Annotated in this window: 7 protein-coding genes; all 7 read left to right on the forward strand. The window is 45.1% G+C overall.

Annotation, left to right across the window (positions count from 1 at the left end; all coding sequences use genetic code 11):
• Positions 1 to 19: 19 nt before the first annotated feature.
• Positions 20 to 5,776 (forward strand): SDR family NAD(P)-dependent oxidoreductase, encoded by a 5,757-nt coding sequence (locus ACEN8J_RS03565; RefSeq protein ID WP_495594238.1) that lies wholly within the window; start codon positions 20 to 22, stop codon positions 5,774 to 5,776.
• Positions 5,777 to 5,792: 16 nt separating this feature from the next.
• Positions 5,793 to 12,797, forward strand: a complete 7,005-nt coding sequence (locus tag ACEN8J_RS03570; RefSeq protein WP_495594239.1) for a beta-ketoacyl synthase N-terminal-like domain-containing protein — start codon at positions 5,793 to 5,795, stop codon at positions 12,795 to 12,797.
• Positions 12,794 to 17,749: a type I polyketide synthase gene (locus ACEN8J_RS03575; protein ID WP_342434390.1), complete on the forward strand. Its 4,956-nt coding sequence runs from the start codon at positions 12,794 to 12,796 to the stop codon at positions 17,747 to 17,749. Before ACEN8J_RS03570 ends, ACEN8J_RS03575 begins: the two co-directional genes overlap by 4 nt.
• A gap of 605 nt (positions 17,750 to 18,354) precedes the next feature.
• A complete protein-coding gene (gene hisS / locus ACEN8J_RS03580; protein WP_029515740.1) occupies positions 18,355 to 19,599 on the forward strand; it encodes a histidine--tRNA ligase in 1,245 nt (414 codons plus the stop codon).
• 85 nt (positions 19,600 to 19,684) lie between these two features.
• Positions 19,685 to 21,463 (forward strand): aspartate--tRNA ligase, encoded by a 1,779-nt coding sequence (gene aspS / locus ACEN8J_RS03585; RefSeq protein ID WP_029515739.1) that lies wholly within the window; start codon positions 19,685 to 19,687, stop codon positions 21,461 to 21,463.
• A gap of 152 nt (positions 21,464 to 21,615) precedes the next feature.
• Positions 21,616 to 22,365, forward strand: coding sequence for a tRNA threonylcarbamoyladenosine dehydratase (locus ACEN8J_RS03590; RefSeq protein WP_029515738.1), 750 nt, complete (start codon positions 21,616 to 21,618; stop codon positions 22,363 to 22,365).
• Positions 22,366 to 22,540: 175 nt separating this feature from the next.
• A complete protein-coding gene (locus ACEN8J_RS03595; RefSeq protein WP_029515737.1) occupies positions 22,541 to 23,839 on the forward strand; it encodes an NCS2 family permease in 1,299 nt (432 codons plus the stop codon).
• Positions 23,840 to 23,869 lie beyond the last annotated feature (30 nt).

Raw genomic sequence — 23,869 nt, forward strand, 5'->3', positions numbered from 1 at the left:
AGCAGATGGAGAGATGGTCATGAAAATAACGAAGCGTCTGGATTTATTTAGCGAGTCGATGAACTTGATGAACACATTCCTTCTGAAATGGTTAGGTAGCCAGCTAAAACAATTAGGAGTGTACCCGGATTGTAATTTGGAAATCAACGAGATACGTGTGAACGGGAAAATTAACAGCATGTACATGAAGTGGCTAAACGAAAGTTTAGCCATACTGGCTAGAAACGAGGAGTCTAGTTTTATGCCATTAGATGAACTTGTGGAAGAATGGGACAAAAAAAAGAAGGAATGGATTTTGTACAATCCAGACTTACAATCCAGAATTCATCTGTTAGAGCCGATGTTGTTTCATTTGTCTGATATTCTGAGCGGGGCTTATCCTGCTACCGATATTATGTTTCCGAATGGATCTATGAAGCTGGTGGAGAATGTTTACCAGAACAATCCTGTTGCCGACTATTTTAACGATATTTTGTCCGATCAAGTTGTTGCATATGTTACGGGGTGTATCGATCGAAACTTGTCTGCACGTATTCGCATATTGGAAATCGGGGCGGGCACCGGGGGGACCAGCGAGGCGGTGTTAAGCAGACTGGAACCTTTTCAAGAATATATTGAAGAATATTGCTACACTGACGTATCTAGAGCTTTCCTCATCCATGCGCAGGAGAAATACAACTCACGAAAAATACCGATGACGTATAAGCTTTTGAATATTGAAGAGCCTGTTGCCGCACAGAACATTGATGAAGGTGGTTTTGATTTGATTATCGCCACTAATGTGCTGCACGCCACTCACAATATAAGACACACATTAAGGAATGTAAAAGCTTGTACGTCTCGGAATGGATGGCTTCTTTTAAATGAGGTTACCGCTAATACCCTATTTACGCATTTGACTTTTGGTTTGTTGGAAGGGTGGTGGATGTATGAGGATACGGCAGTACGTATCCCGGGGTGCCCGGGGCTTTATCCTGAAATGTGGGAGAAAGTGCTGCATCATGAAGGATTTCATTCAGTAACTTTTCCTGCGGCAGGGGAACATCGATTGGGACAACAAATTATTCAGGCTGAAAGTGATGGCGTCATTCGTCAAAAAAAGCAGCTAAATATATCGCTTAGGAGCGGGCAACACGAAGAGACAGAGACTTACACATGTCAGCGATGGAACCAGGTGCCAGTAGCGACACATATGTCTCAAATGAACGGAGGCCTGTTTCGTCAAAAAAGTGAACACTTCTTTAAAACGCTAATTGGCAAGGTGTTTAAAATTCCTCCAGAGCAGCTGGATAGTGAGAAGCCTTTAGCCGATTACGGTCTGGATTCTATTCTTGTGGTTCAAGTGACAAGTGAATTCAAAAAAATAATGAAGAATGTAAGTAGTACTTTATTTTTTGAGCACTCCACGATCCGTGAATTGGTGGATCATTTTATCCGTACTAGAGAAGCTGATTTAATAGCACTTGTCGGTATTGAAGAGGAACCGAAGGAGAATCAGGCTATACAGAATTATACAGCCCTAAAATTCCCCAATGTACGAATACGGGCTAACGCTTTTGAAAATCATCTATATCTGCCTGACGAGCCTGATTTTAAGCTAGAGGTGAGTTCTAATTTTGACCATGAAGTGGCTGTAATTGGTTTGTCCGGACGTTATGCGCAAGCCAAAAATATTAATGACTTTTGGAATAATATCCAGAAAGGGAAAAATTGTATTCAGGAGATTCCACAGGACAGGTGGAATTGGGCGGATTATTTCAAGGGAGCGAAAGGCACGAAAGGATCAATTTATACAAAATGGGGTGGATTTATTGACGATGCTGATAAATTCGACCCTTTATTTTTTCGTATATCCCCCCGTGAAGCAGAACTAATGGATCCGCAGGAACGCATTTTTTTGGAAACCGTTTATACCACAATTGAAGATGCAGGGTATACTCCTACTTCTCTCGGTGAACATCAAAGAGTGGGAGTGTTTGTGGGGATTATGAATGCGCATTATCCGACAGGTGCTTCATACTGGTCTGTCGCTAATCGAATCTCGTACACTCTTGATTTCCGAGGACCCAGTCTAGCGGTAGATACGGCCTGCTCCTCTTCGCTGACAGCTCTTCATTTGGCGATGGAAAGTTTGCGAAGTGGGACTAGTGACTGTGCTATTGCAGGTGGAGTCAATTTGATTGTGGATCCCGCCCACTACTTGAAACTAACAGACATGAATATGTTAAGTACAGGCAAACAATGCAAGTCTTTTGGTGATGAGGCAGATGGTTTTGTTGATGGTGAAGGTGTAGGAGCCGTCATTCTAAAGCCTCTCCGTAGAGCCGTAGCAGACGGTGATCATATTTATGGAATTATCCGTGGAAGCATGTTGAACTCTGGAGGAAAAACTAACGGCTATACGGTGCCTAGTCCCGCGGCACAGTCGCAAGTTGTTTCCGATGCACTGGAGCGTGCTGGAATTCATCCAAGGTCCGTTAGTTATGTGGAAGCGCATGGTACAGGAACAGCCCTAGGTGATCCCATTGAAATAGAAGGCTTGAAGCAGGCCTATGAAAAATCTACCCTTGACAAGCAATTTTGTTCTCTTGGCTCTGTTAAGTCCAATATCGGACATTGTGAAAGCGCGGCAGGCATTGCGGCTTTAACCAAAGTATTGATGCAAATGAAGCATGGTCAATTGGCTCCAACGCTGCATTCAAAGACGCAGAATCCGGAGATCCCATTTGAGGATACTCCTTTCGTACTCCAGCAGGAACTGGCAGAATGGAAACGACCTCAGATTGAAATGAACGGTACGGTAAAGGATTTTCCGCGTATTGCAGGCATTTCATCCTTTGGAGCCGGAGGAGCGAATGCACATGTGCTGGTGGAGGAATACATTCCGCAGGAGAACCGTATGGACCATTTCGGCGCTGCACCACGCACACCCGTGATGATTGTTCTGTCAGGCAAGGATGAGCAGCGGTTGCAAGAGCAAGTGCTTCAATTGCTTGAGGCGATGGAGCAGGGGGATTACGGCGACGACAGGCTGGAGTCCATCGCCTATACCCTACAGGTTGGGCGGGAAGCCATGGAAGAACGATTGGGACTGATCGTGGAATCCGTCTCGGATTTAGCAGCACAGCTGAGGGAATATGCGGAGCATCAGAAAGCTGGCAGATGGTTTCGCGGAAATGTCAAACGCTATAAGGAAACGATATCCGCCCTGGAGACGGATGAGGATATGCAGGAGACGATCCGTCAGTGGATTTATAAAGGGAAATATGCCAAGCTGTTGGATTTATGGGTTAAGGGGTTGAGCATGAACTGGCAGGCGCTGTACGGAGAGAACCGGCCGTGCCGTATCAGCCTACCCACATATCCATTTGCGCGGGATCGGTACTGGGTTCCGCAGGCGGAAGGGAAGGAAGCGGCCGGGCGAAGCCGGGAGGATACGGATTCTCGATTGCATCCGTTGCTGCACCGGAATATTTCGGTATTGTCGGAGCAGCGGTATAGTTCCACTTTTAGCGGTGAGGAATTTTTCCTGACGGATCACAGAGTGCAGGGACGTAAGATGCTGCCAGGGGTAGCCTATCTGGAAATGGCACGAACAGCGGTGGAGCAGGCGCTGGAGGGGAAGCCGGGAGAGTGGATTACGTTGCAATTACAGCAAGTGACCTGGATGCAACCGATCACAGTCGAAGAGCAGCCGGTAGAGGTAAGGCTCCGTCTGATGGCGGGCGAGGAAGGTGACATTGGTTATGAAATCTACAAGGGATCAACGGGAGCCATGGAAGATGTGGTGTACAGCCAAGGAACTGCTCGTGTGGTGACAAACGTGGAAAGCGTGCGGGAGGATATAGCGAAGCGGATGGCGGAGCACCGGGCTGCGGGTGCACAAGAGGTGCCGATTACCGCCTGTTACGAAGCGTTTGCGGCGATGGGGATTGAATATGGAGCAGGCCAGCGCTCGCTGGAAAGCGTGCAGGCTGGAGCGGGCCAGGTATGGGCAAGAGTGTCGTTACCTTCTGGTGTGTCGGTAACAGCCCACGATTACGTGCTTCATCCCAGCTTGATGGATGGGGCGTTGCAGGCAGCCATTGGGCTGACCCTACTGGGGCCGCAAGAAAACACAGCGGGCGCTCCAGCCCTGCCATTTAGCCTGCGGGAGCTGACCGTGTACGGTCCGTGTACGAGCCAGATGTGGGTACACATGAGCGAAGAAGGGGAGCGAGTACAGGAAGAGCGGGTGCAAAAACGGAGTGTGGATGTCTACGATGACACAGGCAGGCTATGCGTAAGTCTACGCGGATTTACCTCACGGTTGCAGGGAGGGGGTTCGCGTTCTTTAACGCAGCCTTTGACGTATCCTTTGGCACCGTCTGAAGTAGAAGTGGCAGCAGAGAACGTGATTGTAGCGCCCGTATGGGAGCCGTGTAGGATCACGGAAGAAGCGGACCCTTCCGGGTCTGCTCAGAGCGACATAGTTCTGATTGGCGGGAGCCGGGAGCGACGGGAAGCTGTGATGGCATACTACCCGCAGGCGCAGGTTGTGGCTCTCCATGCCGGAGAGCCGGTGGAGGACATTCAGGGGAAACTGGAGGATTGCGGAAGCATCCGCCATGTGATCTGGATCGGTCCGGAAGCGGAAATCCCGGCCCTAGAAGAGAAGCGGATTATTGAGGGCCAAGAAGATGGGGTAATCCAGTTATTCCGACTCGTCAAAAGTATGTTGCAGCTGGGGTATGGACATCGGACGTTGGAATGGACGGTGATTACGGTTCAGGCCCAACCGGTAAATAAGTACGACGAGGTCGATCCGACCCACGCGAGTGTACACGGTTTTATCGGTTCGATGGCAAAGGAATATAGCCATTGGAAGGTTCGGTTAGCGGATATGGAAGCGGGAGTGGAGTGGCCATGGTCTGAGCTGCTGTTCCTGCCGCCCAATGCAGAAGGAGACGGGCTTGTGAACCGGGAAGGAGAATGGTACCGCCAGGAACTTGTCCCTGTGACGATGGAAACGGGTTATCCAACGCGCTACCGCCATGGGGGCGTGTATGTAGTCATAGGTGGAGCGGGGGGATTGGGAACCGTCTGGAGTGAATATATGATCCGTACGTACCAGGCACAGATCGTTTGGATCGGGCGGCGGACAGAGGATGAAGCCATTCGAGGCAAGCGGGTACGGTTAGCGGAGATAGGACCCGAGCCGATGTATATCGCAGCGGATGCATCGGACGAGACCGCCTTGGGAGAAGCGTGTCGATTAGTACGTCAGGCGTATGGAGATATCCATGGTGTGGTACACTCGGCGATCGTGCTGTCAGACCGGAGTTTGGGACAGATGGAGGAGGAGGAATTCTGTAAATCGCTGCAGGCTAAGGTAGATGTGAGCGTACACCTGGCGAGAGCATTTCAAGGAGAAGCATTGGATTTTGTATTGTTCTTCTCTTCCTTTAACGCATTCACCAAGGCAGCGGGGCAAAGCAACTATGTGTCAGGCTGTACCTTTAAGGATGCATTCGCGCACCAGCTATCCGTAGAGTGGTCGTGTGAGGTGAAGGTGGTGAACTGGGGGTATTGGGGCCAGGTTGGTGTGGTATCAGGAGAACGATACCGCAAGCAGATGGAGCGGCTAGGGATCCAATCCATACGGACGGAAGAGGGGATGCGAATATTGGAGCAACTGGTATCGGGGCAGCTGCACCAGTTGGGGGTTATGCGAACGACAGATCCGTTGGGAATCAAGGAAGTGAACTGGGAGAAGCAAATTGTATGCACTCATTAAAACAAGGAGGACAACCATGAAGAATGGTGAGCAATTCGACATTTACAGAGAACAAATAAAAGCCGTAGATAGACTTTTAATTCAGATATTACAAGCTCAGTTGCGTACTATGGGGCTGCTGAACGCAAATCCAGAAGATGATCGTTTGTGGGCAAGCTATGGATTAAAGGAGATATATAGATTATGGATGAAAGAAAGTTTGGATATCTTTACACGTAATCCGGCCGTTGTCTCTACCGTATCCGATATTCATGAAGTTTGGGGGAAATGGGAACAAAGCAAACAGCATTGGACTAAAGATGCTAATTTGAGAGCCCAGGTTCTACTGGTTGAAGCTACGTTAAAAGCACTACCAGAAATCTTAACCGGAAAAGTTCCCGCAACTGATATTATGTTTCCCAAAGGTTCCATGCACCTTGTCGAAGGTATTTACAAGCATAACAAGGTTGCTGATTATTTTAATGAAATGCTCTCGGATCAGGTAACTGCTTTCTTGGAACATAGGCTAAAGCAACATAGAGAAACAAAAATACGTATTCTGGAAATTGGTGCGGGAACAGGAGGAACAACATCAATAGTTCTCGATAAACTAAAGCCATTCCAACAATATGTTGAGGAATATTGTTACACAGACATTTCCAAAGCTTTTCTAAAGCATGGGGAACGAGTTTATGGAGAACAGAATCCTTTTCTGAAATTCGAGGTTTTAAATATTGAAGAAGCCGTAACCGAGCAAGGGATTGAGGTAGGGAAATATGACATTGTCATTGCGGCTAACGTATTGCATGCTACCCGGAATATCCGGCGAACCCTACGCAACGCTAAGAGCTTGATCTCTAATAACGGTCTGATTCTCTTAAATGAAATTTCAGACAAATCCATCTTTACTCATCTGACCTTCGGTTTGTTGGAGGGATGGTGGATGTATGAAGATCCTGCCGTACGTATTCAGGGATGTCCAGGCTTATATCCAACTCAGTGGAAAAAACTATTGGAAATCGAAGGGTATCACCATGTTGGCTTTTTGGCAGCGGAAGAAACCCAGCTTGGGCAGCAGATTATTAGTGCGCAAAGTGATGGTATAGTTCAGGTCACTCGAGGTACGAAGCGGGACAGGGGAAGAACGTCGGTTTCAAGTCAACCATCATCTGGTGCCCCAACACAGACCAATCTTAAATCGAATGGAATGGACATCGAAACATATGTGAAAGAATGCATTGTCCATACATTATCAGAATCTTTAAAGGTAATGGCTCACCTAATTGACCATGATGATTCGTTCTCCGATTTCGGTGTCGATTCTATTACGGGAACACAATTGGTGCAGAGCATTAATCGCATATTGCACATCGAACTTGAAAGCACTGATCTGTTTGATTACAGCTCGGTTAATTTGCTTACAGCATACATCTTGTCACAGTATAAGGAAGTGTTTCCACCAGCAGTCCCTTCTCGGATATCGCCTTCTTCAAAACAGAATGTGCAGTATTTTGTAAAAGAAACTTTGCTTCAACATTTGTCCATTACTCTTAAAGTCGAAGTTAATATGATAGATTCTGAGGAGTCCTTTTCTGATTACGGTATTGACTCTATTACGGGAGTCCAATTTATTCAAGCGATTAACCATACGCTTGGCATTGAATTGGAAACTACTGATTTATTTGATTATAGTTCCATTCGTCAATTGTCCTCCTATATTTTGTCGCAGCATCAGGATGTAGTTGCACGGACATGGACCAACCGGTTTCAAACTGACGGCTTGTCTCGAAAAGGAATATCTGCCAACGAAAAAACAACAAAAGCAACCGACAATGCCCGTCCACTTGCCAGAAATGACTCTATTTTAAATAAAAAGACTTCTGAAGGAATTCCAATACAAGATAAAAAAGATGATATCGCCATTATTGGTATAAGCGGGCGCTTTGCCCAGTCGGCATCGGTTGAGGAATTGTGGGATCACTTGGTTCATGGAAATGACTTAATCCAGGAGGTATCCCGGTGGGATTTATCCCAGTATTACGATCAAGGGAAAGAGTATTGTAACTATGGTAGTTTTATAGAAGATATTGACCGATTTGATCCCAGATTTTTTAATATTACAGGACTGGAAGCTGCATACATGGACCCGCAGCAACGTATTTTTCTGGAAGAGTCTTGGAAAGCCTTGGAGGATGCTGGATATGCGGGTTCGGGGATACAAGGTAAGGACTGTGGCGTTTATGTAGGTTGTGGTCCTTCCGATTATGCAGAATGGCTCGACGATAACCCTCCAGCCCAAGCTTTTTGGGGAAACGCTAGTTCTATTCTCCCTGCCAGAATCTCCTACTACCTAGATTTGCATGGACCAGCGATTGCAGTAGATACGGCTTGTTCCAGTTCACTGGTAGCGATTCATATGGCCTGTCAGGGGCTCTGGACGAGAGAAATAGACATGGCCTTGGCGGGCGGCATATTTATTCAGACAACTCCCAATTTTTATGTGTATTCTAATCGTGCCAATATGTTGTCCCCAACTGGACGGTGCCATGCTTTTGATGATAGAGCAGATGGATTTGTGCCAGGCGAAGGAGCAGGTGTAGTTGTTCTGAAGCGTTTAGAGGAGGCCATTGCCGATGGTGACCACATATACGGTGTCATTAAAGGTACTGCGGTCAATCAGGATGGTTTTACTAATGGGATTACGGCACCAAGCGCGAAATCTCAGGAACGTTTGGAACAAACTGTATTCGATCGTTTTGGGATTCATCCAGAAAATATACAAATGGTTGAAGCGCATGGGACAGGCACACAGTTAGGTGATCCTATAGAATATAAGGCCTTGAATCGGGCATTTACTAGATACACCAATAAGAAGAGCTATTGTGCGTTAGGTACCATTAAATCGAATCTTGGTCATACCCAATATGCTTCTGGTATAGCTGGAGTGCTGAAAATATTACTTTCTTTACAGCATCGGCAAATGGTTCCTTCCCTCCATTATCAACATGGAAACATGAATATTAAAATGGACGATAGCCCCTTCTATGTAAATACAAGTTTCAAGGAATGGTCTGTTCCTTGGAATACAAAACGTTGCGCGGCCATAAGCTCTTTTGGATTCAGCGGTACCAATGCTCATATGGTGATTGAAGAAGCTCCTGAAATGAATCGGCATTATGCACCTGTCTCCAGTTATTTAATCGTTCTGTCTGCACGAACAGAAGAACAGTTGCAGCAGCAGGCCCATCAGTTGAGCGCTTATTGCAAGAAGGTGGAAGAGCCGGATTTAGGTAATATGAGTTACACCTTGTTACTGGGCCGTAAACACCTTGATTATCGGCTGGCATGCATTGTAAGTCATACGAGCGAGCTTGCTAATATACTGGATAACTGGCTGGAAACGGGAAGAACTGCGAATATGTATGTTTCCGCTCTGAATGGATCTGAGAATAGGGATGATCTGGAATTAAAACAGCATGGAAATGAATGTATTACGAAATGTATAAATGAAAATGATAAAACTCTTTTCGCTAGAAATTTGTCTACTATAGCTGAATTGTATGTGCAAGGATACGGGCTTAATTACCATCAATTATTTGCAAATGGGGGATATTCTAGAGTTTCATTGCCCACCTATCCTTTTGGCAAGGAAAAATTTTGGGTACCCCAAAAACAAACTATCTCAGATGCGGCCACCATTGCTCCAGACTCGCGAAAAGCTAGTATAGACGATCATCACAGATCAGAAACTCGAAAATTGTCTTATACAACGAAGCAATGGGCAGCAAGTCCGCTTGTCGGAAAAAGTGATATCGTTGGTACAGTTGCAATCTTGTCCACTCATGATACAGGAGAGCTTGCAGCCTGTCTGGCTTCTTATTTTTCAGATGTGCGAATATTAGGTAGAGATGAAATTAAAGATGATCTGTTGATGCAGGATCACATGTGGAATAAGTATACGGGCTGTATTGACCTGATTGGGTGCGGTTATGCTCAGGAGCCGGAAGTTGAATACATTTCCTGGCTGCAAAAGCTTATTGAGTATGGGAATAGAAACAATTTGATGTTGCTTTGTGTTACAAAAGACTTGGAATCTTATAAGAATGAAAAAATCAATTTATCAGGAGCTTTGAACGTTGGTTTGTATCGTATGCTGCAAAGCGAGTACAGCTATATCTGCTCACGTCATATGGATGGACAATCTGGAATGGCTGATAGATTGTTTGCAGAGCAAATTGCCTGCGAATACATGGACAACAATGAGGATACTGAAGTGTCTTACCGCGATGGACAGAGATATTGCGCGTTTTTGAATGAAGTCAATGTACAGCACAATCCAGTTCATGAACGGAAATTCCCCGAAAATCATGTTTTATGGGTGACAGGGGGAACGAAAGGACTAGGCCTACTCTGTGCGCGTCACTTTGTACAGCATTATGGTGTAAAGAAGCTGATGCTATCGGGTAGGGAACCACTGCCGCCGAAGGAGCAATGGAATTCACTTGAGGCTGTGGATAGCGCAACTGCTGCAAAGATACGGGCAATTCAAAGTATCGAACGCCTTGGAGTAGAGGTATTTGTCCTATCGGTTGAATTATCAGACGTGGAGGCCATGCGAATTACGGTGGAAACCGTCAAGCGTTTTATGGGTCCTATTGGTGGCGTCATTCATTGTGCGGGTCTGGCTGATTTGGAAAATCTGGCGTTTATAAGAAAATCTCCACAGGTGATTGGACAAGTATTGAATCCCAAAGTGCTGGGTCTAAATGTCATGTATCAAAGTTTCAGAAATGAGCCTCTGCGCTTCTTAGTGCTATTTTCTTCAGTGTCTGCCATTATTCCAGCACTTGGCGCAGGGATCAGCGACTACGCAATGGCCAATGCATATATGGATTATTTTGCTGAGTCGGTTACAGGACCTTGTTCGATAATGAGTATCCAGTGGCCTAGCTGGAGGGAAGTGGGGATGGGGGAGGTCACCAGTAAACCATACAAACAAGCAGGTTTGCTCAGTATGTCCAACGAAGAAGGATTGAATATGTTGGACAGCCTTCTGGCAGATTCCCGCTATCGAGTCATTCTTCCTGCATGGGTAAATCCGGTTATATGGGACCCTACTCAGTTAATGAAGCGGAGACTCTCGGTAACAGAGTTCGTGAAAGAGGAGAGAGGGCCAGTACAGGCTCCCATGCAAAATCTAGGAAGTGGATATCTGGATAAAATTGATCTTACGGAAAAGACACAATCATGGTTGGTTTCACTTTTTGCCAAAGAATTGAGAATTGACAAAGCCGAATTCAAACCGGATACTCCATTTCAACAATATGGAATGGATTCGATTTTGCTGGCTCAGGTCATCACCAGAATGGACTATGAATTAAAGGAAGTCTCACTTGATCCGTCCGTAATTTTGGAGTATCCAACCATGAAAAGTTTGACAGCCTATCTAACTGAGAACCACACGGATATACTTGAGACTTTTTTTAACATAGAAAGTCAAGCACAGGGAGTAACAAATACAGAATGTGAACAGAAGCCCGTTTCTCCCTTATTAGAAGAGAATATAGCGTTCCTAGACAGGGAAGAAAACGATTTATATAAAAATGATAAAATAGCTGTAATAGGAATTGATTGTCAATTTCCGGATGCTCATAATAAATATGAATTTTGGCTTAATCTAAAGAATGGTATGGATAGTATACGTGAAGCCCCCATCTCACGGGTGGGGCATATTAGACAAACGTTTGCCGGAAAAGCAATTGAGAGTGTGGGTGGGTTTATGGATCAAATTGAGGATTTTGATCCTGATTATTTTAACATCCCTCCATCCCTTGCCATACAAATTGATCCGTTACAGCGTAAAATTCTGGAGTGTGGCGCGGGTGCGATTGCAGATGCCGGATATACGAAAGAAGCTTTATGGAATAAGCAAGTGGGTGTATTTGTGGGCGCGAGAACCAATAAATATTATCAAAAGCTGAAAGAAAACGATAAAGATACCATTATCGGTGTTGGTCAAAATTTTATTGCTGCCCATTTGGCTCATGTCTATAATCTGAAAGGCCCTAATATGATAGTAGATACGGCTTGTTCCAGCTCATTAACCGCAATACATGTGGCGGCCAAAAGCGTATTGAACGGTGAGAGTGAGATTGCACTGGCTGGAGGGGTGGACATTATATTGGATGGGACCATATACCAACTTCTGGGAGCCGCTAATATCATATCTCCTGAAGGGCGCTCCAAGGCATTCAGTGCCGATGCTAATGGTATTGGTGTGGGCGAAGGATGTGGCGTAGTCGTTCTAAAGCGCCTGCAACAAGCCATCAAGGATAACAATAAAATCTATGGTGTCATTGACGGATCAGCGCTCAATAATGATGGAAATACCATGGGTATCACTACTCCAAACCCGGAGGCCCAGAAGGAACTTATTGAAAAAGCGATTGCAGATGCCCATATTCATCCTGAGACTATTAGCTATGTGGAAGCCCATGGAACGGGTACCCTTATCGGTGATCCTATTGAACTAAAAGCATTGACAACTGTGTTCTCAAAGTTTACAGGTAACAAACAGTTTTGCGGAATTGGTAGTGTTAAAAGTAATATTGGACACCTGATTAGTGCAGCAGGGATAGCAAGTTTCATCAAGGTTTTACTGTCCATGAGTAGTGGAGAGCTGCCAGCAACACTGCATTGCAGCAATCCCAACCCACGGTTTAATTTTGATGACTCTCCGTTTTATATTGTAAAGCGCCATTCGAAGTGGACAGGTATAGCGGGAATTTTACGTGCAGGTATCAGTTCATTTGGGCTTGGAGGGAATAATGCTCATATCATCGTAAGTAATGAAGGTGTTCCACATGCACTTCAGGCTGTATTGAGTTCAGATGATGAAGGGATTCGCTTTAACCGCCGACGCTATTGGCCAGAGCCAATGGATATTCCGGAGTCCATAAAACCGGTCACGCGGAAAGCGGAAGAATGGAAGCAGGGATTTTTTGAACCCATTGAGATTTATAGGGAGGGGAAACTGCAATGAGTAAAGGAACAACTCCCAAAACCTATGCACAGCGGCTAACTCATAACAATTTAATTGTACGGGATCATCAAGTGCATGAAATACGCACGTTGCCCGGGGTGGCTTTACTGGATATGATCTATAGACTGGCAGATTGCTATTTAGGAACCCAGGCCATCGAATTACGTCATGTCCTGTTCATGCAGCCTATCATCACATCCGAGTATTTTGACCAGCAGATTCTAGTTGCTTTCATTCCAAAGGAACGATATTGGGAGGTGAAAGTGACCAGTATAAAAGTAAAGAATGAGGAAGCTGTGGATACATCTGAGGTTATTAATATGAATTGTTTGATGTATAGAATAGAGCATATTTTCATAGAACCATGCCCCGATATTGCCGCCTTCGCGGATGATGCCACAGAGCAGTGGGACATGGAGGAGATGTATGAATTGGCCCGCAGATGTAAAATTCGGCATTTCACGTTTATGAAAACACTGGGAAACGTCTATCAACGGGGCAATCAGGAAGTAATGAAGCTCCAGCTAAGTGAGCTAGCGAAAAATGATGCCGATTATTTTTATGCGCATGCTGCATTGTTGGATGGGGCATCGATGGCAGGAATGTCTTTTTCCAAAAATGGAACGCAACATTGGGTGAACCAGGACGGTTCGCCCTATATGCCTATTTCAATAGAACGATTTTGTATTTATCAAAGGCTTCCGAGCACCATCTATACGTATACAGAGGAACGAGAAGTTGTAGACGGTCTACTGATCAATCCAGATCTCATATCCCGAGATATCACTGTATATAGTGAGACAGGTGAGGTGGCTGTTGAATTTCGCAATTTTTCAGTTAAACGTATCCGAGACGCCCAACTGATTCAAAAACTGATGGAACCTGTAGTTTCTCTGCCTGAGGAGAAGGATAAAGCGCAATCTGTTCAACAAATAAAACCTGTTTCGAAAGATAAATATGTGGGAATAGAAGAAAGTGAATACTCTTCTTTAACTACTAAAATCGCTATTGAGAATTTCCTGCGGCAAGAGATTGCCAAGGTACTCAAGGTAGATGCAGATACGATAGAAGTGTGTGCAGGATTTTACGAATTAGGATTGGATTCTATCGAACTGCTCCGATTGGTTAAAGTATTGGAGGAAAGAGTAGACACGATAATGTATCCCACTTTGCTATTTGAGTTTTCCACAATCGACAGCCTGACTGGATATTTACTTGAAAATCATGCTCAAGCGTTCAATGAAAATGTGGGGAGCGAAGACAATTATGATACGCCCACAGTACAGAACGAACGTACTCTTAAAACTGCTATTGAACGTTATTTGCAAGAGGAAATTTCAAGGGTTCTTCATGTATCTGCCAGTGAGATTGGAATACAACAAGGGTTTTATGAGCTTGGATTGGATTCCATTGAATTGTTGAAGCTGGTAAAGGTTTTAGAGGAGAAAGTGAGCGGAGCATTATACCCTACACTTTTGTTTGAGTACCCTAACATTACAGCATTAACTGAATTTTTATTTGAACATAGCGGAACTGCGTTCATAGAGGAAAAGGAGGAGCATACAGACCAGGGATCGCAAGTTGCTGTCGATCCACAGTCTAGTTTGCCTCAAGCATTACTCTTTGAACGTTTCTGGAGCCATGAATCGATACCGGCAACCCAAGTGCAGTATCCTGAATATCTCCATATCACGCTCATGTATAAGGGAAGCAAAAAGCTGTTATCCTGGTTCGAACGGCAAAGTAACGATGCATGGAAAATATTAGACCTTAATTCTGTTAGTACACAGTCCATCCAGCAATTTGAGGATTGTTTTGAACAAGTTTTTCATCTTATTCAGACGCACATTAAGAAATCAGGAAGTTCCGAAATCCTGATTCAGCTTGTTGCTGATGTGGATAAAGACCATAAAGCTGTATATGCATTGGAGGGTTTACTGAAAACAGCTTCTTTAGAAAATCACAAAGTTCATGGTCAAATTATTATGATTAGACATATGGCTACAAGGCAGGCAGCGGAAATTAGGGATATTTTAATACAGGAAGCCCATCATCTCGAAGATGGTGCCCGGACAGTTTTGTATCCAACCGATTCTACTGAACGTTTTGTTAATAAACTGTATGAAAAAAAGTTTCAGGAAATGGCTTCTCCCTTTAAAGAGCAAGGTGTATATGTAATTACTGGTGGTTTTGGTGGATTAGGATTTCATGTTGCCAATCATTTAGCTAGATGTAAGGCTAAGATAGCATTGATTGGAAGATCCGGATTAACTGAGCCACAGAATAGGCAAATGCGCTCATTAGTTCAAATGGGAGCAGAAGTCCGGTATTATCAGGCTGATGTTGGTGATCTGGCTGCTATAGAAAAGATAATGACAAATATTCGTGATCATTGGGGTTTTGTAACGGGAGTGGTTCATGCTGCCGGTGTCGTAAAAGATCAGTTTATTATCAATAAACAAATGCATGATGCACATGAGGTGTTTCGACCCAAAGTCAGTGGTATCTGGAATCTGGATCAGGCAACAAAACATGATGCGCTGGAATACTTCGTCATTTTTTCATCTGCTTCAGCTATTACTGGAAATTTAGGACAGGCCGATTATGCAAGTGCAAATGGATGGATGGATGCATTTGCATGGGAACGACAGGGTCGAGTAGAACGGGGAGAGCGCTGTGGACAAACGATAACGGTGAATTGGCCATTGTGGTCTGAAGGCGGCATGCGGATCAGTGAAGATATGCAGGATTTGCTGTATAAAGCGGGAGGAAGCGAAGCACTGCCTACGTCCAATGGGCTTCATATACTGGATGCTGTATTGGCAAATGGGAGCACTCATACAGTGGTTCTCTATGGCAATGTTCAAGCAATCAAGGAGCAGATGAAATCTAATATAACGATAAATCCAGGTATCTCTATTAGGTTAACGGAAATGAACGCGGATCAGGAAGAGGAAGCTGAATCAAGTGTTAAGAAAAAGCGAAGTCAACATGACGACATTGCTATTGTGGGGCTATCTGGGAAATATCCTATGGCAGATAACATAGAGCAATTATATCTTAATTTAAAAGAGGGAAAGGATTGTATTTCCAATGTTCCTACCGAGCGTTGGCGGGACAATAAACTGTCTTATGATGTTAGAGAGATCTATAATCACGGCGGCTTCCTGGGCAGAATCGATGAGTTTGATCCGTTATTTTTTAATATATCAGCTGCGCAAGCGGAAATGATGGACCCCCAGGCAAGAATGTTTTTGCAGACAGCTTGGGAAGCTTGTGAAGACGCGGGGTTCTCGCTTGATAAAAGTCATCATCAATATCCCTCCACCAGTGATCAGAGTGTGGGGGTATTTGCAGGGGTATTTTGGAATAACTATGAACTGTTTAGTGCGGAGATGACGCAGCGTGGAACGCCATTAGCATTTGGGATTGCAGCTTCATCAATAGCTAATATGGTTTCGTATTGTCTGAATTTTCATGGGCCATCCATGGCTGTAGACTCAATGTGTTCTTCTTCTCTTACTGCTATTCACTTGGCATGTGAGAGCATTAGACAGGGAGAATGTGACTATGCTGTTGCAGGTGGTGTTAACCTAGTTACTCATCCCCACAAATACCTTTTTTTGAAGCAAGCTCAGTTTCTCTCGACTGACGGCAGATGCCGAAGCTTCGGCAAGGATGGAGACGGATACGTTCCCGGTGAAGGGGTTGGAGCAATTCTTTTAACCAGTCTAGCCGAGGCAAAAAAGCAAGGTTATTCCATCTACGGAATCATTAAAGGTTCTGCAGTAAATCATGCTGGGAAAACTTCGGGAGCTACGGTACCAGATCCTGTAGCCCAATCGGAAGTCATTTCAAACGCTATTAAGAAATCAGGGGTTGATCCTCAAACTATTGGTTATGTGGAAGCCCATGGCACAGGGACCTCATTAGGGGATCCGATAGAAATGCGTGGCCTTGAATTGGCTTTTAGTGAGTGCGGGCTTAACAAACAACAGTGTGTGATAGGGTCTATTAAATCGAATATCGGGCATTTAGAAGCTGCTTCGGGCATTGCAGGACTAACTAAGATTCTGCTTCAATTTAAATATAAGGAGCTATTTCCTTCATTGCATGCCAAGGAAATCAACCCCTATATTGATTTTAAAAATTCATTTTTTCAAATTCAGCAACAATATGAAGCATGGGTAGCACCAGAAATCGAAATGAACGGAGCATGCTCTTCTTTACCTAGACGGGCTGGTATAAGCTCATTCGGGGCAAGTGGAAGTAATACTCATCTTATTCTGGAAGAATATGTACCATCGGAAACGAAGGGAACAAGCTCACTTTCAGGCACGGAAACATTGGTTATTATTCCACTTTCAGCCAAGAAAGAGGAAAACCTTAAGCAGATCGTGCATAATCTGCTCCAATTTCTTAAGATTCATAGCTCATCAGAGCGGGGAGCAAGCTATGAAAGACTTAGGGAACTGGCCTACACGCTACAAGTTGGGCGGGAGTCTATGTCTGTGCGAGTTTCTTTTGTTGCTTCTTCTGTGGATGAGCTGCTTCATAAGATGGAGCAATTTATTCAGGGAGAAGAGACAGTGTCAGAGAGAGCATGGACTCATGATTCAGACGATTTGGATTTTTTATTGGAGACATACATCGGTTCAGCTGATATGGAAGGTATAGCTCGATTGTGGGTAGGAGGCTTACATGTTGATTGGAGCAGGTTATATGGTGAGGATAAGCCGCATCGCCTTCATCTACCGACATATCCTTTTACCAAAGAACGTTACTGGGTTCCACATGAGACGGCCCACCCAGCAACTGAAGGATCTATGTTCAATGTTGCTACAACCGCAGCAACATCATCGCACCCTCTACTTAGAACGCGTCCCATGGTTGCAAAACGTGAAAATAGACTTGAGAATTGCTGGAATTTCACTGAGCAAACAGAAGTATAGTTAGATAATAAAATAATAAACAAAAAAAGCAGACCTGGGCTTTAAAGCCTAGGACTGCTTTTTTTTGTATTTGTTGAAATTCTTCGTGTCCATTTGTGACAATGATAGAAAGTTGCAGAGAAGCTATAGAATGTCTTGACTTTGTCGAAGCGGTTCATTAAAATCATAAAATAATGAAAAATGATTTGATGACGGGACCAAGTACTCCGAACCCACAAGCGCAGAGAGGAATTTCCAGGCTGTAAAAATTCCCTTGATGAACGGATGAATGACCTCCCCGAGAACAGGCGGCGAACAATTGAGGAAACCCTACTGAAAGTACATTGTAATTGTGCCGACAGTGGATGGTCCTGCATAATAGCCGTACTGCGCGTTACGGGCGTTATACGTATGAGCGGAGTCAGTATATTGCTGACGGGCAATGAGTGATTTTATGCTGGTTGTCTGGACAAACTCCGGAATGTGGGTGGTACCACGGGTGATTTGTAAACGACAATCCCTCGTCCCTGTTAATGTTAACAGGACGAGGGATTTTTTGTTTTATATTGAAAGTGGAGCAAGAAGAAAGAGCACAATATGAAATACAACGATGGGGGGATACGTTAATGGCCTTTCAAAAACCGACGGGAACACAGGATTTGCTGCCGGGCAGTGTAGAAAAATGGCAAGTGGTCGAGGAAAAAGCCCGTGAGATTAGCCGCCGCTTTAATTATCGAGAGATTCGTACACCAATGTTCGAACAAACGAATTTGTTCGTTCGAGGTGTGGGTGAAACGACGGATGTAGTGGAAAAGGAAATGTATACTTTTGAGGATAAAGGGAAGCGCAGCATGACTTTGCGTCCGGAAGGAACAGCAGGGGTTGTCCGCTCCTATGTGGAGAACAAACTATACGGGGAGCCGGATGTAACTAAGCTGTATTATATCGGTCCGATGTTCCGTTATGAGCGTCCACAGGCTGGGCGTCAGCGCCAGTTTCACCAATTTGGAATTGAGGCATTTGGGGCGGTCGATCCGGCACTGGATGCAGAAGTTATTGCTTTCGGGTATCAATTCTGCCGTGAACTGGGTCTGAAAGGAGTACAGGTGGAGATTAACTCCGTCGGTAATGCAGCCAGTCGCGCAGCTTATCGGCAGCATCTGGTGGACTTCTTGATGCCAATTAAGGATACGTTGACCAAGGAGAGCCAAGCACGCATTGAGCGTAATCCGCTGCGAGTGCTGGATAGCAAAGATGACCAGGACAAATTTGGAGGTGCACCTTCGATTTTGGATAGCTTGGACGAGGAATCTCGCATACATTTTGAGAAAGTGAAGCAAAATTTGGATGCCATGGGTGTGGAATATACAGTTAACCCGCGTTTGGTACGGGGGTTGGATTATTATACGTTGACAGCGTTCGAATTCAAAGCTGAAGGAATTGGTGCCATAGACACGATCGGTGGAGGCGGCCGCTACAACGGATTGGTTGGAGATCTGGGCGGACCGGATCAGCCAGGGATTGGTTTTGGCATTGGACTGGAGCGAATCCAGCTGATTTTGGAGCATCAAGGTGTCAAACTGAACGAATCCAAGCCGTTAGATATCTATATGGTGGCGTTGGGTGAGGCGGCAGAAACGGAAGTAACCAAACAACTATTCAAATTGCGTCAAGCTGGATTTTCCGCAGAACGAGATTATCTGGGTCGTAAAATGAAGGCGCAGATGAAATCAGCCGATCGCTTTAAAGCAAGGTATACTGCGATTCTGGGTGAAGATGAGCTGGTTCAAGGTGAAATTGCACTGAAAAACATGGAAACGGGCGTGCAGCGCACTGTTAAGCTGGATCAGCTGGTGGAAGAACTAGGATAAAGAAGATGTGTAACATCAGTCAGGGGGAGTCTCCCTCTGGCTGTCATATAGCATTAACTACTAAATATAAACAGGAGTGTGTATTATGAAAAGGAGTCATCAATGCGGCGCATTGACTCATGCGCATATCGGAGAAACAGTTACATTGAACGGTTGGGTACAAACCCGTCGTGATTTGGGGGGCGTACTTTTTATAGACCTGCGTGACCGTAGCGGAATTGTACAAATCGTATTTAATCCGGCATATTCCGGTGACGCACTGCAAATTGCGGACCGTGTTCGTAGTGAGTATGTGCTTGAGGTTACTGGTACCATTGTCAAACGGGATGCAGAAACGATTAACCCGAACCTGCCTACAGGTGAAATTGAAGTGCGTGTCACTGAAATCGAAGTATTGAATGCATCCAAAACACCTCCGTTCTTCATTGAAGATGGCGTGGAAGTAGACGAGTCACTGCGTTTGAAATACCGTTATCTGGACTTGCGTCGTCCGGAAATGCATCAGACCTTGAAGCTGCGTTCCAAAGCAGCAAAAGTATTCCGTGATTTCCTGGACGGTGAGGATTTCATTGAGGTGGAAACACCGATTTTGACAAAAAGTTCCCCAGAGGGCGCCCGTGATTATCTGGTACCTAGCCGGGTACATGAAGGTGAGTTTTTCGCCTTGCCGCAATCTCCACAACTGTACAAGCAATTGCTGATGGTTGGTGGCGTGGAGCGCTACTACCAAATTGCACGTTGTTTCCGTGATGAAGATTTGCGTGCTGACCGTCAGCCTGAATTTACGCAGGTCGACATTGAGACCTCCTTCATGCAACAGGATGATTTGCTGCCTATGATGGAGCGTCTTATGGTGAAATTGTTCAAAGAAACCGTTGGAGTAGAACTGGAAACACCGTTCCAACGAATTACACATGCAGAAGCAATGGATAAATACGGATCAGACAAGCCTGACCTGCGTTTTGGTCTGGAGTTGATTAATGTCAATGATATCGTGGCAACCAGTGGTGTGAAAGTATTTGCTTCAGTAATTGAAAAGGGCGGGGAAGTTAAAGTTCTCAATGCCAAAGGATGTGGCACGTGGAGCCGTAAGGACATTGATGACCTGGGTCCTTTTGCAGCACGTTATGGAGCAAAGGGCTTGGCTTGGATCCAAGTGAAAGAAGGCGAATTCAAGGGGCCTATCGTTAAATTCTTCACACCGGAAGAAATCGAAGCCTTGAAAGAGCGTACGGGAGCTGAAGAAGGCGATCTGTTACTCTTCTCTGCGGATAATAAAAAAGTAGTTGCTGATGTATTGGGCGCACTTCGTCTGAAAATTGGCCGTCATTTGGGCCTCATCGACGATAACAAATTCAAATTTGCCTGGGTCGTAGACTTCCCGCTTCTGGGCTATGATGAAGAACAAAAACGTTATGTAGCGGAGCACCATCCGTTCACTCGTCCGAAGGAAGAAGACCTGGCCCTCTTGGACACAGATCCAGGTCAAGTTCGTGCTCAGGCCTACGATATCGTGCTGAACGGCTACGAAGTGGGTGGTGGCTCGATGCGTATTTTCAAGCGTGAAGTTCAGGAGAAAATGTTCAAAGCGCTCAACCTGCCGCCTGAGGAAGTGAAGGATAAATTCGGTTACCTGCTGGATGCATTTGAATATGGTACGCCTCCACATGGTGGTATTGCCTTCGGTTTTGACCGTCTTGTGATGCTGCTTGCAGGTCGTACAAACCTGCGTGAAACCATTGCATTCCCGAAAACAGCTAGCGCGACAGACCTGCTTATGGATGCGCCAAGCGAAGTGGATCAAGCTCAATTGGAACAGCTTCACATCCGTCTTGCCCCGAAACCTGTTACTCCTAAAGCTTAAGATGAACGTTTGTCTTTGCAAGTGCACCGAGTGGCTTGTGGATAGATTATAGAATGCCGTGAACCCGTTACCCTTTTATGGATAATGGGTTCGTGGTTTGTATGCTGGAGTTCAAGTATAGAGTTTAAATCAGTGAGGGAGGATATACCATATTGTTGCATCAATTTTCACGAACGGAACTGGCTATCGGAACTGAAGGTCTTGAGGTTATGAAAAATAGCACGGTGGCCGTGCTGGGTATCGGCGGTGTCGGTTCGATTGCAGTGGAAGCACTGGCGCGCACAGGTGTTGGACGTATCATTTTGATTGATAAAGATGTTGTAGATATCACCAATATTAATCGCCAAATACATGCGTTGACAACGACGGTAGGTCAAAAAAAGGCGGATCTGATGGTAGAGCGTGTGAAGCTGATTAATCCTGAATGTGAAGCGATTGCACTGAACATGTTTTATACGGAAGAAACGTATGAGGAGTTATTTAAGTACGAACTGGATTATGTGCTGGATGCTTCAGATACGATTATTTACAAAATTCATTTGATTAAGGAATGCCTGAAACGGGGGATTCCGCTGATCTCCAGTATGGGCGCTGCGAATAAAATGGATCCAAGTCGTTTTCAAGTAGCGGATATTTCCCAAACCAGAATGGACCCGATTGCCCGTGTCATCCGCACCAAGTTGCGTAAGGAAGGCATTACCAAAGGCGTCAAGGTTGTATTCTCCGATGAGGAACCAAAGAAGCCACGTGAAGAAATTACAAAAAAAATTGTACCTGCCAACGCACCTGAAATCCGGAAAGCGAAGCAGCCGCCTGCAAGCAATGCATTTGTACCTCCGGTAGCAGGACTGATCATGGTTAGTGTAGCCGTGAAGGATTTATTAGAACACGCTGGTGTGTAAGTTGTAAAAATAGCATGGCAGTGCATTCGTTAGATTTACAGCAGTATGTATTCACTTTAAGACCTGTAGTTCTGTGCATCACATCCTTTGTGTCACAGTTGCTACAGCTCTTTTTTGTTTTGAAAAAGTGCAGCTTACTGTAAACAGATTGAACAACTTGCTGGAGGGTTTTGGTATGAAGGATGGACTATGGTCCAGAAGTCTCGGTTACAAGCCCGAGCATCATTGGAAAAAGGAATTAGCCGCTGGGGCCATTTCTTATTTTTCCGTGGTATACATTGTTATGGTTAATGCGACTATTTTGTCAGATGCCGGGATTCCCCTCCAAGGGGCGATGCTCGGGACACTGCTGACATCGATGATCGGCTGTCTACTGATGGCTTTTGGTGGGAAATCTCCAATGGTCGTTGTACCAGGGATGGGAATTAATGCCTTTTTCACTTATACGCTGGTACATTCCATGAAGCTGAGCTGGCAGGAAGCGTTGATGGTAGTTGCCGTCACAGGGGTGATATTCGCCATTGTGGCCTTTACATCATTGTACAAGCTGATTAGCCAAGCGATTCCCCATAATTTGCAGCACGGAATTACGGTAGGCATTGGTTTGTTTTTAACCTTTATCGGTTTGCAAAAAAGCGGCATCGTGATTGCTCATCAGACGACTTTTGTGGCTATTGGCCATTTTAATGATCCCAAGGTAATTACGGCTTGTGTAACGTTGCTGCTCGCTATTGTATTGTTTGTGCGTAACGTTCAGGGAGGTTTACTAATTAGTATTTTGGCGGGAACTGGGCTTGCTTATATACTGGGAGCTGTAGAGCCTACAAGCACGGTACGAACCTCTGAAACGGTGCGACAGTATGGGCAATTGTTTGGAGAGCTTTCCTTTTCAGGCATTGTCTCGGTAGCTTTCTGGATCGCTGTCTTTTTGCTCCTACTCATTGTGCTATTCGAGAATATTGGTATGATTACTGCACAAACCAACATGATTGGTAGACCGGATTTATTTAAAAACAGCTTGCGTGTGTTGGCTGTAACCAATATCTTTGCCGGTATTTTGGGCAGCAGTCCGGCGGTAGCCGCTGCGGAATCGACGGCTGGTATTGCAGCAGGGGGACGCTCGGGAATGACACCGCTGGTAACTGCTATTTTATTCGGGGCGACGTTTTTCTTTATTCCACTGTTGGCTTATATTCCTGATAGTGCCATTGCACCCGTGTTGATCATCATTGGGGGGCTAATGGTGCAAAATGTGCGAGAGATGGATTTCAGTGATTTTACTGAAGCGTTTCCTGCATTTCTGATCATGGTGATGATGCCCTTTACTTATAGTATCGTAGACGGAATGGCATTTGGTTTTATTGCATACCCCGTAGCCAAGCTGGCAGCAGGACGGGGCAAGGAAGTACCTATCGCATTATATATCATATCTGTACTGTTTGTGGCAAATTTTGTGCTTCATTCTCTGGTGTAGTAAACTCGAAGATAGATTGTACTGTTCATA

It is taken from the genome of Paenibacillus sp. Paensp38, from assembly GCF_059491915.1.